We start from the raw sequence: 14,262 nt of genomic DNA on the forward strand, positions 1-14,262 counted from the left end.
TTTTTGCCCCTTATATTACCCAATTTAGGGTGAAAATATTTTGCTATTTTTAGAATAATAAAGATGTGAATTTTTGAATGTATAATTTAATCACCTTATCTAAACATTTTTTAATGAAAAGGATTCTAATAGTGTCAAACATTATCGTGTATCTTTTTTATAAATTATGAAAAAAATCTTACTTCTACTTGTTGTCCCCATTATGTCAGCGACTATTGCTATGGGGCAAATAAGCCAAAAGGAATTTGATGCTCTGAAGAGGATTTATGAGTCTACGGATGGAGATCAATGGACGGATAAATCCGGTTGGAATCAAATAATGGGACAAGGAGCGACTCCTTCGAGCATAACTGGAGCTGTCAGAGGGGTGACTATCAGCAATGATTCAGTCAAGGCTGTTCATTTATACGACAATAATCTTGTCGGAAGCGTGGCGCATACAACTTTGGATTCATTGGATCATTTGAAGATGGCCTTAATCTCCACTACTTCGAATCCATCGTTAGATTTGAATCCAGTTGAGCGAGACGCTCTAAAAAGCTTGTACAATGACACTAACGGAGATGATTGGGTTGACAACGAAGGTTGGTCTCAGATATTGGATGATGAAGTGATTCGAGACCCAGTGTATGGTTTGACAATAAACAATCACAGTGTTGACGCCATCAATTTGAGCAGCAATAATTTGGAAGGGGATTATCCTGAAGATTTAAAGGATCTTGATGATTTGAAGTATTTAGTATTGTCAAATAACAGCTTGTCAGGAGCATTGCATAGTGGTATATATGACCTTGTTCAGTTGAAAAGATTAAACTTAGGAAAAAATGAATTGACGGGAACACTTCATACCAACATCTCGAATTTGGTGAATTTGACGCATTTGTATTTGGACAATAATGGATTGACTGGCTCAATACCGAATAGTCTTTCATTAGTGACAAGTTTGAAAGTTTTAAATTTATCGAATAATGAACTCAACCTTGCCATTCCAGGCACATTGAGCAGCTTAACTGCTTTGGAGATATTGGATTTGTCGGATAATAGGTTTACAGGCTCTTTGCCTACCTCTTTAGATGAGCTTCTTAATCTAGTAAAGCTTGATTTGAGTGGAAACCTATTGGGAGGAACTTTGCCATCCGAGTATTTCACGCTTACAGCTTTGATAGAGTTAGATCTTTCTGGAAATGCAATCACAGGAAATTTGCCATTTCAGTGGACTAATATGGTGTCTTTAAGCACTTTGGATTTGTCTGGTAATAGGTTGTCAGGGAGTATTCATCCGAGTGTTTTTAGAATCCCGGCTTTGAAAGTTTTGGATTTGGGAGATAATGATTTTGATGACGAGATACCAACAAGTATTGGTGAAACCATCAGCTTTGAGGAAATTTATCTTGACAATAACGAGTTAGAAGGGACTATTCCCGATGAAGTGTCCTCTTTGTCTAATCTTGAAGTATTTCATGTGCACAATAATAATTTGGATGCACCTTTTACTTTTTCTTTGGCCATAGATTCATTGGCCTTTAATGACAACCAATTTAGTTTGGAGGATTTATATAATTCCACATTCAACTTGAATAATGGGGTTAATTATTCTCCTCAAGACTTTTTATATACTCAAAGCCCAGTTTATTCTTCACAAGAAGAGGGATTTGTTTTAACAGTAAATGACGACAATACGATTGGAAATACTTACCAATGGGTTAACGACGACGAGGATATTCAAGGAGCTACCAGTAGAAGCTATATTGCGGAAGATGGGGATAATGGATTGTTTTGGTGTAAAGTTTCAAACCCTAATTTCTCTTTATTGACATATGCTACAGATACATTTTACTTGGCATCTATTTCTATTGTTGATGAGGAATTTACGTATGACGGTGATCCTAAAAGCTTGTCTTATACTACTGTGCCGGCTAATTTAACTGTGGATTTTACATATGACGGCGAATCCGAAGAACCTGTCGATGAAGGAGTTTATTCAGTGAATGCTCAGATTGATGATCCATTGTATCAAGGTGTTGCAAACGCAGTATTGACTATTGTGCCTGATACAATAGAAATTGTATTAAGAGATACTGTAATGACTTATAATGGATTACAGAGGGCTTATACTACCGCTAGAACAGTTCCTTCAGGTTTTGAAAATTATATCGATTTTACATACGATGGATTAGGCACAGCTCCAAGCAATGCCGGAGACTATGATGTGGAGGCGGTAATCAACTTGGAGAACTATGTAGGTGAAGCTACAGCTTCTATGGAAATAAACAAGTTGGAAGTAAGCTTTGATATCGGAGACGAGACGACAGTCTATACAGGTGAGAGACAGAAAATTATACCTACAGTTTATCCTGATTCCGCCGCTCAATATTTGATGTATGATTTTGATCCGGGTCCAGACGAGCCTTTGAACGCGGGAGTTTATAAAAATGTGGTTTATCTTGAGGAAAATGACAATTTCTACGGTAGCGACAGTGCTGTATTGACGATCCAAAAAGCTACAGCGGAGTTATTTATCGAAAGTTTGAATGATACATCTTATACTGGACAGCCTATTAGAGTCACAGGTTATACGGAACCTCAAGGTTTGGACTTCACATTAACTTATAATGATGATGAAGAGGCGCCAACAGATGCTGGCTCATATGTGGTGAGAGGAGAAATAGATGATATCAACTATCAAGGTGGAGGTATTGGAAATTTGGTGATATCAAAAGCTAAAGCCAAGATAATCACTAATTCAATTCAAAAGATTTATGATGGAAATCCAACGCCACTGGATGTCATGACAGAGCCGGAAAACTTAAATTACAGAGTTGTTTATGCCGAGCCTGTTCAATCGGAGCAAAGCCAAGATCCTCCGGTAAATTCAGGGAATTATCACGCAACAGTTACTATCGTTGATCCTAACTATCAAGGAACGAAATTAGCGAATGTGGTTATTCACAAGGCGGAAGCGGATGTAATGCTAGATGACCGCACATTCAGATTCAATGGCAACAGGAAATTCTTGGTAGCGACTACCGACCCTGAAGGCTTGAATGTGACATACACATATAATGGATCAGATCAAGCGCCAACAGATATTGGAACTTATATGGTTGAGGCCAAATTGAATGAGAGAAATTATGTTGAAAGAAATTCACCAGTGACAGCTCAGCTTCAAATTATCAAAGGGCAAGCGACAATAACAGTGGAAGATGACAGCTTTGTATATGATGGTAGATCTAAAAAATTGATAGCGACCACAGTTCCAAATGGGCTTAGAGTCAAATACACTTATAATCAAGTGAAAGAAGAGCCTGTTAACGCTGGAGCCTATAATGTTACAGCTACAATTGACGATTCAAGATATGAGACAGTAAGCGATAATGCGACATTGACAATTACCAAAGCTAGAGCTACCGTGACATTGGATAGCAAAGTCGTGTTGTTTGACGGAACTCCTAAAACTCTTGTTGCTACGACTATCCCAGCTAATTTGACAGTTGATTATTCTTATAACAATAAGAAAGAGTTGCCGGTGCAGCCTGGTAGTTATACGGTGAGAGCGGTAGTAAATGATATCAACTATGAAGGGGAAGCAACTGCTGGTTTGACCATTGAGTTGATTTCATCGGATGAAATTTTGAACAACCTTGGTGTAAACGTCTACCCTAATCCGACGGATAGTGAATTGATAATTGAGAAAAACGGGGCAAGCGAAATGTCAGTGGAAGTAATCAGTTTGCAAGGTGTCGTGCTTTTGACGAAACAATTGAATGCTGAGACTTCAGTATTAAGCTTAAAAGGAAATGTTCCTGCCGGAACATATACGCTAAGATTGATCTCCAATGATGGAGTTGAAAATGTAAAATTCATACTTAAATAATAAAAATTGTTATGAGACAATTAAAGTACTTCTTTTTACTGGCAGTAATTTCAATGTTCGCTGCGTGTAGTAATGACGACGATAGCTCTTCTTCTACTCCTGTGAGTCAACAAATTGTTGGGAGTTGGAGTATTGATAGCGCTTCAGCAGATGTGAATTCGAATTTGCATGAAATGGTGAACAGTGCTATTGAGAATATGTTTGAGACTAATCTACAAGGAAAAGTTTTAAAATTAAATGCCGATGGTTCTGGCTCTTTGGCTGGTGGTGAAATATCTTGGACGCTTTCAGATGATGGAAAGTCTATTGATATTTCCATGGATGAGAACCTAGTGGACAATTTGAAAAGAACCAAAGGTGTGGGAGGTGATCCACAAGTTGTGACAAACCCAATGGTGTTTAACATTAGCTCAGTGGATGAGAGCAATTTGGTATTGCAAAGCTCGCTCAACTTTACTCATACTCAAGAAAGAGGCGAGTTGAATTTGAAGATCAAGGCTTCAAGATAAATTTCCATAATACCTCTGGAGTTATTTCCAGAGGTATTTTTTTAATTAGATAATAAGACCAATATGGATAGAAGGAAGTTCCTGTCATCCTCTTTGTTGGCTTCTGGCCTTATGATTAATCCTAATGAAATATTTTCAGAAGCTTATAGAAAGGAAAATTTGAAAAAATTTCCGCGCCAACTGGAGTACAATATGGACGGAGATTGGAAAGAATTTCACCTTACTGTTGATATTGATGTGCATGAGCCCGCTTATGGCATGAAATATCATACGTTGCTTTTCAATAATCAATTGCCCGGACCTGAAATACGAGTAAACAAAGGCGATAAAGTAAGGGTGTATTTTCATAATAATACCATACTTAACCATACGATTCATTGGCATGGACTTCACACGCCATGGCGTATGGATGGAGTGCCTTTTGTGAATCAATTTCCCGTTATGCCCAATAATACTTTTGTGTATGAATTTGTCGCGGAACCTACGGGCACTCATTTTTACCATTGCCATTGGGGGACAGTCATGCACATGCAGGCAGGTATGTATGGAAGTTTTATTATTGAAGATCCTGATGATCCAATCAAAAAGAGGTTTCCTTATGATAGAGAGTACGTGATGGTCTATTCAGCTCATGATGTGAACTTTATCAGGGAAGAGATGAACAGGATGCTTTATAGGATGAAGGAAAGGTCTTATTTGATGAAAAATGGCAGGTATAACTCTGAAAGATGGGACACTTTTGATTCTATTGAAGATTTTGAAAATGCTGTAAATAAAGGATATAAGCCTCCGTATTTGGTCAACAGAAGAGCTCCTGCGGATTTGCCTCAGCCGAATTGGTTTACAATCAATGGAAAATCTTATCCATATGCTCCGGAATTGTTCATTAAAGAAGGTGAGAAGATTAGAGTGAGATTGATCAATGCGGGAAATGTAGCCTATTATTTGCATCTTCATGGACATGATTTTTGGCAGGTTGCGGATGATGGAAGGCCTCTGCCTGATCCTAATCAAGCGAACACGATTCCATTGATGCCTGGAAAAACCAATGATATCATTATTGAAGGCAATAATCGAGGTATTTGGACTTTTCATGATCATGATACACGGAAGGTTACTAATAATGGTGTTTATCCTGGAGGAACATTGACTACTTTGGTTTATGAGGACTTGCCTCCTGAAGAGAGGGATGTGGTTAAATATTCAGGAAATATCAATTTGAAAAAAATGGCAGAGCAAGGACATAAACTTCCGTTTGATGGAGGCACTTTGCCTAAATATCCACTAGATGAATAAAGCTATGAACGGATTTCAAAGAGTAGTATTCGCGCTTGCTGGAATGATGTTGTTGCTTCCATTTGATTCCATTGGCCAATATAATGGCGGAATGCTAGGAGAGGATGAGCTTCAGCCCGATTTCCCTGTTGGTGTGAAAGCGGTGACATCATTTAATTTTGATCCACTGACAGGTAAAAATTATGTCGATTTTTCGGATACCGAATTGATGATTGGAATGCGCCAGAAATTATACAATGCTTGGAGAGGGCAATTTATTTTTGGTATGCAGTTTCCTGATGTGAATGCGGACTTGGGTAAAATATTTTACACGCAAGTTTTTACTCAAGTTGAAAATGAAAGAAATACTTTCAAATTGGGTAGAACAAATGCGCCTTCAAAACTGATAGATTTTCCAACATTAAGAGATGATGATGCTATCGATTTGAATTATTCACTTAATCCATTCTCAAATGGGATTAATACGGAAGACAATCAATATGCGAATATGATTGATTTTACGCATATAATTAATCAAAGATATTCAATTGGCTTTCATGCGGACAATTATATTGATGAAATTGACAGACAAAATTTTTCTGTCAACGCTTTGGGATTGGAGCTTATGTACAAAGTGCCTGACAGCGAAATATGGAATAGAAATGTCCTTCAACAGGTTGGTTTGAGTGTCTTGAACTATTTGACTCGTAGAGAGGGGTATGGAAGCTGGGCTTCCCAATCAATTAGAAATTATTTGGGATCTTTTATGTTGAATATCAACCCTGATCCAGTTTATTTTTGGGATTTTTCAGGGCAAGTGATATACAATGAAGGCTTTAAAGAAATAGATAATATTACTACCTATCAAGATTATACAAGGACTGAAACTTTTGCTTTGTTTGGCGCTTTGCGGTTTGTTTATAGAAAGCTTGAAAAACCACTATTGATAAGCTCAGGAGGTTTTGGGTACAAGTTTTTCTCCAAAGTTGATGATACTAAACAAATGATGGCTTATTATAACTTTTTTTACAGATTGGGGAATAATTTTGATGTGGGCTTGCAATACAAGTACAACCTGAATCAAGGAAAGGTTTTAAATGTATTGGAGGATGATAAGCATAGAATTCAATTGGCTTTGGTCTTTAGTTTTGACAAGATTTTCAACAGCCAGTTTGATGATAGATACTCGATACTTAATTTGGAGCATAAATACATAAAATAAAAAAGCTGGCCTAAGCCAGCTTTTTTTTATAATCCTGTGTAGTTCGAAGGAGTAATTTCCCTCAGTTCTTTTTTGATATCCTCGTTAACATTAAGCGTTTCGATGAACTCTGCAATAGATGCAGCAGTAATTTTACTGTTCGTACGAGTCAATGCTTTTAACGCTTCATAAGGCTTAGGGTAAGCCTCTCTTCTTAGTATTGTTTGGATCGCTTCAGCTACTACTGCCCAGTTTTCTTCCAAGTCATTAGCGATTGCAAGCTCGTTAAGTTCTAGTTTGCCTATGCCTTTTTGCAAAGATTTAAATGCGATCATTGCATGTCCCACAGGCACTCCGATATTTCTCAAGACAGTAGAGTCTGTAAGGTCTCTTTGCAATCTTGAAATAGGCAGTTTTGAAGAAAGGTGCTCATAAACCGCATTGGCAATTCCCAAGTTTCCTTCAGCATTTTCAAAGTCGATTGGGTTGACTTTGTGAGGCATTGCCGACGACCCAACTTCGCCTTCTTTGATTTTTTGCTTGAAGTAATTCATAGCAACGTATTGCCATACATCTCTGCTGAAGTCTATCAAGATAGTATTGATTCTCTTCAAGTTGTCAAATAAAGCAGCCAAGTGGTCATAGTGCTCGATTTGAGTTGTAGGGTTGCTTCTGTTTAGACCTAGATATTCAGTGACGAAGTTGTCGCCGAAAGCATGCCAGTCGTCATTTTTATATGCTACGTGGTGGGCGTTGAAATTCCCTGTTGCACCGCCGAATTTTGCTGAAAAAGGAATTGTAGCTAGCAACTCGATTTGTTTCGCAAGACGCTCTTCAAATACTTTAAATTCTTTGCCTAGTCTTGTTGGAGAAGCGGGCTGGCCATGAGTTTTCGCCAACATTGGCACGTCTTTCCATGCAGTCGAGCACTCTTCGATAAGTCTTTTTACTTCTTCAAGCTCAGGATACAGGCAGTTTTGCAAGGCATCTCTCAATAGCATTGGCGTCGCTGTATTGTTGATGTCTTGAGAAGTCAAGCCAAAGTGGATGAATTCTTTATACTCTTCCAATCCAAGTTGGTCGAATTTGTCTTTGATGAAGTACTCTACAGCTTTTACATCATGGTTGGTTACTTTTTCCGTGTTTTTGATAGTCAAAGCATCTTCTTCAGTGAAGTTTTCATAGATGCTTCTCAATTCAGGAAAAATGCTTTTGTCTACTGATGCCAGTTGAGGCACGGGCTTTTCGCAAAGAGCGATGAAATATTCCACTTCCACCTGCACTCTGTATTTGATCAAGCCAAATTCCGAGAAGTAAGGAGCCATAGAGGCTGTGTGCCTTCTGTATCTTCCGTCCACTGGCGATATAGCCGTTAGCGTGTTTAATTCCATGATTAATATGTTAGTATTTTGAATGAGTGGTAAATCCAAAATTACAACTCCTGTGGCTACTTTGACAATTTTTAATTCAAATTTTTTGTGAAAATGACGGTTTCATTTCGTCTAAAGGCATAATTGGTTGAACAAATCACCGTATTTACATTTTTTTAATAGAATACAAAGGAGAAAAATATGAAAGGAATAAGCTTGACATTTGAGGAGAAGTGCGTGTGCGCGGAGGATGAATTTTGCTATTTCGTAGTTAATTCCGATAACTTTGAATCTCATGAGAAGGACTATTTGAGAGGGAAAATCTTGGATAATCAGATTACGGGATTTTTATATGTCAGCTCTGTGTTGGTAGGATGGAGTGTTGTAGCGGCTTGGCTGGACAGTATTTTGATACCCGGGACGGTGCTGTATTCATTATTGGAAGGAAAAATTACTTGGCAGATAGCGGCTCCGGCGATCATTTTTTTGTCAGTGAATATTAGTTTGAAATTTTTTTACATCAAGTACAGCCTTGGAAATAGGATTTCCATTCCTTTGGCTTTTATTTCCGTTTTGCCTTATATAGGTTCTGTTATTTTGATCAGAGACCAATTGAAAGGCGATATGCTATTGCAGAAAGGAGTGATACATTTTTTGAAAGACAGAAAGAAAATGGCTCAAAAACAGATTCTGGACAAGCTGAAAAACATATTTATGTTTTGGAAAAAGTGATTCGGCCATTTTTTCAAGGAAATGATTATTTTTGTCCCATAGATAATAATCGTATATGAAAAAGGATTTTAAAAAATACTATACGCTTCATGCATCGCCTGAAGAAGTGTATTTGGCATTGACCAACCCTCTTAGCATTCACTTATGGTCAGGGGAAGAAGCAAAAATGTCAACAGAGCCAGGATCGGAGTTTTCACTTTGGGATGATAGCATAGTGGGCAGAAATCTTGAGTTTGAGCCGGGAAAGAAGATTGTTCAGCAGTGGTATTTTGGCGAGGAAAATGAAGATAGCATCGTGACTATCAAGTTGCATGAGCATAGGAAGGGAACTTCTATGGAAGTGAGACAGTCCAATATTCCAGAGGAGTTTTATGAAGATATAACAACGGGTTGGGACGATACTTATGTTGCTTCTTTGGATGAGTTTTTTGGAGAAGGATCAGACAGCGAAGATTAACGTTTTTGAGGCATGTTCTTTTTGATATATGCCTTAATGATAAAGAACGCGAGAATAAAATATACTATGGATTGTATCCATAATATGCAGTAGGCTTCCCTGACTTGATAAAGGGAAGCTCCCATGGCATTCATTTTGACGAAATTGAGTGTCGTGATTGTGGCGGGCATTGCATAATGCATTGCCTTCCAGGGATATGGAATTAACTCCAATGGATATGATGTCCCCGCAAGCAAAAGCCAAGGCAAAGAAGCGAAGACAAAAGCTAGCATAGTGGATTCTTCATCTTTGAAATAACTCCCCAAGGCTATTCCCAACATGGAAGTGGAAAAGAGAAAAGGAATGATGAAGGCAAATATTTGAACCTGATTTCCTATGGCAGGAAGCTTGAATAAACTCGGGATAATACCTAATGCTATGCAACTCAATAGAATGTATACGGTCATGAAACATATGCTTCTGGCTGCTATGATTTGAATGATTGCCCAGTTCGAATATGAGCGGGTTGAATCTGCAAATGCTTTATTTCTATTGACTGAGACCATTCCAATTCCAATTAATAATGTCTGAAATAGGATTAACACGAGCACTTCGGGAATGAGATAGTTCCCATACCCTTCATCTTTATTATATAAATTATGGCTTATAAGCTTTATTGGAGTGTTGAGTTTGGGGTTATTGTATGATTTTAGGTTGGTGAAATCTTGTATTTCGGATATTGCTCCTGATATGGTTTTTACTATTGCCGAGTAGTACAAGAAGGATCTGGTTGAAGCATATACTTCCACGCTTGTTTGCCTGTTGGATAATAGCTCTTTTTCAAATGATTTTGGAATTTGAAGTATGGCCTCGGCTTCTTGTCTTATAAACAGTCGTTTGGCATGCTCGATGTTTGATTCTTGGCTGACTACTTTGCAGTGACTGCTTGCTTTAACGGCTCTAATAAGCGATCTGCTTAGAAATGTTTGAGAATGATCCACGATGACAACGGGTGTATCCCTGACGACATTGGGCATATAGAGAACGTTGTAGAGCAAGGAATAAAATATCACACCGGCAAATACGATAAGCATCGCGGCTTTGCAATGAAAAAAAGCATGAAATTCATCTTTGACAAGTTGTATGAAATTTAAGCTAGATTTCATTTGTTTGCGCATGTGGTTTGACATTTAGATGCTTGCGAACAATATTCAAGGCTAATAATGGAAGCACGGTGTAGGAGAATAGGATGATATATTCTGTGAAGACAAATTCCGCGTGATTATTTCCATAGATGACATTTTGCATGATTAAGGTGAAATGCCTTACCGGCAAAGCTTTCGCCAAGATTTGCACTGGTTCATACATTGAGTTCACGGGAAATGTGATTCCAGCCAAAGAGGCTCCCAATGATCCCAATATAGAGCCGATGCTCATGGCAATTCTAAAGTTCCTTACAATGAAAAAAATAAACATCCCCAGACTTTGAGTTGAAATCACAAGTAAAAAGCATGCGATATTCATATGAATAATAGTGCTAGCTGCAAGCGATGGCTTAATTGCGAGCAAAAATACTGAGTTGGCAATGACATAGACTGTGAAAAATATTATGGTGTATGGAAGTAGTTTTCCAATGATCAGACTTAAGGTGCTATGCTTTGATAAATGCCATAAAGCACCAGTTGTACGTTTTGACCATTCAGTTCCAAAACAGTAGATGGTAACCAAGATAATTAGTATTTGAATCAATATGTATACAAATGAAGAACTGAGGTAAGTGAAATAACTTAGAGAGGGGTTCGACATTGGATGAATTATTGGTTTGATGGGAAGTATTGAGAATTCGATGCTTTTTGCATCCAACCCCAAGGCTAGCCCTTTGGTTAATGAAGGCGCAAAAGATATCGTTCGGAGAGTTTTGGTTAATTCGGAATATACAGTGCTTCCCGCGGTGAGAAGCGCATAGTGAAAGTAATAAGGAATAGTTGTCGGTTTGAATGCAGAGGCGTTTTTTTCAAAGTTTTTGGGAATGATGAAGAATCCGTATATTCTTTTTTCTTGCAGTGCCTTTTTCGCTTCTTTGATACTGTTGAGTTTGCAGATGATATTTAGGCTGGGGTTTGAATTCACATTTCGAATAATATTTCTGGAACTGAAAGAGTAATCTTGGTCTATCACGCCAATAGGCAAATTAGTAATCAATCCATTTCCAAGTATCGTAGCCATATAGACTATGCAAAACAGAGGGAGAATCACACAAGAAAGAATGTAAATTTTATTTGATTTTATTCTGATGAGTTCGCGGTTGAATACTTGTTTGAAACCTGAAAGCATGCTATTGAGGAATCTGCGTTTTGGAATCGATTTTTGTCAGAATGGTCATGCCCGGCCTTAAGCCGTCTTGATTTTCAGTGGGAAGGGCATGTATTTCGAATGTTTTCATATCATAGCCTCCTGATTGCCGTGTAGCTCGCCAAGTAGCATAGCTGCCTAATGGCTTTATAAAGTTGATTTTGAATTCGATTTGTTTTAATGCCAATGCGGGAATGTCAGCCTTGAATTTTTTCCCCATTTTAAAGTGGGGCATAAGATCTTCTCTCACGTTGATGATCGCATAAGGCTGGTCTAAAGCAACTAGACTTAGAATGGGAGCTCCAGGACCTGCAAGCTCTCCCGGATAGAGGATTTTTTGAGAAACCTCGGCATCGCAAGGAGCCGTAAGCTTGCTGTCTGAAAGTACGGCTTTAACTTGTTCTACCCCTCCTTTGGCCGCATCGGCTAGCGATTGAGCCGCTTCTTTGTCTTCTTTTTGAGCTCCGTCAAGCGCTAGCTGATATTGATAATATCGAGCTTTTTCACCAGCTTGAGCGCTTAAGTACAAAGCCTCCACTTCATCCATTTTTTGTCGGGTCACGACTCCGTCCTCAAAAAGGCTTTGAATACGTTTATGCGTTTTTGTGGCTAGGGCCAGATCAGCTTTTGATTTTTGCCAAGCTTCAAACAAGCTTTGTATGATTTGTTTTCTAGTGCCTTTGTCTACTTTTTGGTTTTGAGCCTGAGCGGCGTTTTCCAAAGAGAGCACTTGGTAATATTTGGCTAGAGCTTCAGGGCTTGAGATGGCAACTAGGGTATCGCCTTTTTTTACCATTTGACCTTCTTCCACCCAATATTCAGATATTCTTCCGGGAAGCTTTCCTGATACTCTTATCTGTTTTGCCTCGATTTCTCCTTGAAGAACGATTGGTTTTTCTCGCAATGATAAAATCCCCCAGATTGAAGCTGCCAGTATTATTCCAATGACAATGGAAAAAGCGGCGATCGTTGAAACGTTATTCTTTTGTTCCATTTTCATGGTTTATGGATTCAAATAATTCATCTTTTGTATAGCCTGATTGCATATAAGCTTCAAATTCCTCCGCGATGCCGCATAAGCCGAGCAGTTTGATCAAAGCCACATCATATTCGTAGAAAGCTTTCGCATAAGCCACCTTCACTTTTGAAAGCATCAACTCTGCATCCACTACTTCCGTGGAGGTTGCCATGCCTTCTTGAAATGCTCGTTGTCTTATAGATACCAGTTCTTGAGTTAGAGACAAGCTGCTGTTAAGCGAAGCGACATTTTCCAAAGCCTCTTCCATGGCAGAATAAATCTTACTGACTCCCACATTGAGGTCTTCCTGAGCTTTTTCAATGCCTATGCCTATTGTGTTGTTGTTGATTTGGGCTATTTTGTATTTGCTTTCCCTTGCGAGCCCGTCAAAGATATTCCAAGTAAAGCCAACGCCTAGAATTGTTCGAGGAACTAGATTTTTAGGCACATGATAAGCGTATAGGGTTTGCTTGCCAAAAAGAGCAATATTGGGCAAGTAATCCGCGCGCTCGATCTTTACGGCTTGGTTCGCCATATTTTGCTTTAGCTTGAGTTGTTGGATTATGGTATTGCTTTCCAACATTCTTTGATTGAAGTGCTCCTCGTCGGGAATATTGTGATTGATAAATAGCGGGGTGCTTGTGATGATTTTTTTATATTCATCATTTCCGATACTGGCATTAAGCGCTTTCAATGTTATATTGAAGTCTTTTCGGGAGGTTTCCATTTCTCTTTTAGCCTCGTCAAGGCTAACCTTGGCAAAGAGCAATTGAGCTCTGTTGATCTGGCCGTTCTCTTCCAGAGCTTTGGCGTTGTTGTAGTGTAGGTCGAGAGATTTGAGCGTTTTTTCCCGTATGCTTATGACTTCTTTGCTAAGCCTTAGCCCAAAGTAGCGTTCGACAACTTCTGTTTTGATCGATGATTCGGCTTGTATCATGTCAAAACCAGCCATTTGAGTGATGGATTTTCCTATTCGGGATGAATATATTCTTTTGCCGCCTGCGAAAACCGGCCAAGAAGCATTGATATCGACTGTGGCTAAGTTTTGGTCTAAAAGAGGCAAGCTGAGTGTGTGAGATCCTATTTTATCAAGCAATTCAGAGATGATTCTTTCATTTGGAAAGACCTTTTCAACATAGTTTTTTACAGGATCAGTGAGTATGCTTAAAGGTTCTTCCACTTTGATATCGTTTGACAAGTGGGTGTAGGTGCCTGTTGCGGATATTTTGGGATACCATACGGCGGAGAGCTTGTCTTGTTTTTTGCGCGCGACTTCCATTTGCGAGTTTGCAATCAACCATTCTTTGTTTTGCTTGAAGGCCAAACTCATGGCTTCGCTGAAGCTAAGGCTGTCCGAAGCTTGTTGTGGTTTGGCAGGCTTCGTGGCTAAAACGAATATTAAAATGAATGAAATTGTATGGGCTAACCTTCGCATATGCTATCTTAATCCATCGACTGGCTGATACTTTATTAATCATTAGTGGTGTTTTTTGTT

At 38.7% G+C, this 14,262-nt stretch carries 11 protein-coding genes; 6 read left to right on the forward strand and 5 right to left on the reverse strand.

Annotation, left to right across the window (positions count from 1 at the left end):
- Positions 1-166 precede the first annotated feature (166 nt).
- From AABK36_RS03775 to AABK36_RS03790, 4 genes are all read left to right on the forward strand, one after another.
- A complete protein-coding gene (locus AABK36_RS03775) occupies positions 167-3,874 on the forward strand; it encodes an MBG domain-containing protein (RefSeq protein ID WP_309937693.1) in 3,708 nt (1,235 codons plus the stop codon).
- Positions 3,875-3,885: 11 nt separating this feature from the next.
- Positions 3,886-4,383 carry a hypothetical protein gene (locus AABK36_RS03780; RefSeq protein ID WP_309937694.1) on the forward strand — a complete coding sequence of 166 codons (498 nt, stop codon included), beginning with the start codon at positions 3,886-3,888 and terminating at the stop codon, positions 4,381-4,383.
- Positions 4,384-4,446: 63 nt separating this feature from the next.
- Positions 4,447-5,679, forward strand: coding sequence for a multicopper oxidase family protein (locus tag AABK36_RS03785; protein WP_309937695.1), 1,233 nt, complete (start codon positions 4,447-4,449; stop codon positions 5,677-5,679).
- Positions 5,672-6,880 (forward strand): hypothetical protein, encoded by a 1,209-nt coding sequence (locus AABK36_RS03790; protein WP_309937696.1) that lies wholly within the window; start codon positions 5,672-5,674, stop codon positions 6,878-6,880. Before AABK36_RS03785 ends, AABK36_RS03790 begins: the two co-directional genes overlap by 8 nt.
- Positions 6,881-6,906: 26 nt before the next feature.
- Here AABK36_RS03790 and purB read toward each other — a convergent pair whose 3' ends face one another.
- Positions 6,907-8,250, reverse strand: coding sequence for an adenylosuccinate lyase (gene purB, locus AABK36_RS03795; RefSeq protein WP_309937697.1), 1,344 nt, complete (start codon positions 8,248-8,250; stop codon positions 6,907-6,909).
- A gap of 180 nt (positions 8,251-8,430) precedes the next feature.
- Between purB and AABK36_RS03800 the strand changes: the two genes are divergently transcribed.
- Together AABK36_RS03800 and AABK36_RS03805 are read left to right on the forward strand one after the other, a co-directional pair.
- Complete coding sequence (locus AABK36_RS03800; RefSeq protein ID WP_309937698.1) at positions 8,431-8,961, forward strand: hypothetical protein; 531 nt, start codon at positions 8,431-8,433, stop codon at positions 8,959-8,961.
- A 55-nt stretch (positions 8,962-9,016) separates the two neighbouring features.
- Positions 9,017-9,418 carry an SRPBCC domain-containing protein gene (locus AABK36_RS03805; protein WP_309937699.1) on the forward strand — a complete coding sequence of 134 codons (402 nt, stop codon included), beginning with the start codon at positions 9,017-9,019 and terminating at the stop codon, positions 9,416-9,418.
- Here the strand turns inward: AABK36_RS03805 and AABK36_RS03810 are convergent.
- The 4 genes from AABK36_RS03810 to AABK36_RS03825 are packed head-to-tail and all read right to left on the reverse strand — an operon-like array spanning position 9,415 to position 14,202.
- The gene (locus tag AABK36_RS03810) at positions 9,415-10,563 is read right to left on the reverse strand and encodes an ABC transporter permease (protein ID WP_309937700.1); all 1,149 of its coding nucleotides are present in this window, start codon (positions 10,561-10,563) and stop codon (positions 9,415-9,417) included. The genes AABK36_RS03805 and AABK36_RS03810 overlap by 4 nt on opposite strands.
- Positions 10,553-11,731: an ABC transporter permease gene (locus AABK36_RS03815; protein WP_309937701.1), complete on the reverse strand. Its 1,179-nt coding sequence runs from the start codon at positions 11,729-11,731 to the stop codon at positions 10,553-10,555. Before AABK36_RS03815 ends, AABK36_RS03810 begins: the two co-directional genes overlap by 11 nt.
- Before the next feature lies 1 nt (position 11,732).
- The gene (locus AABK36_RS03820) at positions 11,733-12,743 is read right to left on the reverse strand and encodes an HlyD family secretion protein (protein ID WP_309937702.1); all 1,011 of its coding nucleotides are present in this window, start codon (positions 12,741-12,743) and stop codon (positions 11,733-11,735) included.
- Entirely contained in the window at positions 12,727-14,202 is a 1,476-nt protein-coding gene (locus AABK36_RS03825; RefSeq protein WP_309937703.1) for a TolC family protein, read from the reverse strand. The genes AABK36_RS03820 and AABK36_RS03825 overlap by 17 nt, the downstream gene beginning before the upstream one ends.
- Positions 14,203-14,262 lie beyond the last annotated feature (60 nt).

This window comes from Aureibacter tunicatorum (assembly GCF_036492635.1).
Taxonomy (GTDB): Bacteria; Bacteroidota; Bacteroidia; order Cytophagales; family Cyclobacteriaceae; genus Aureibacter; species Aureibacter tunicatorum.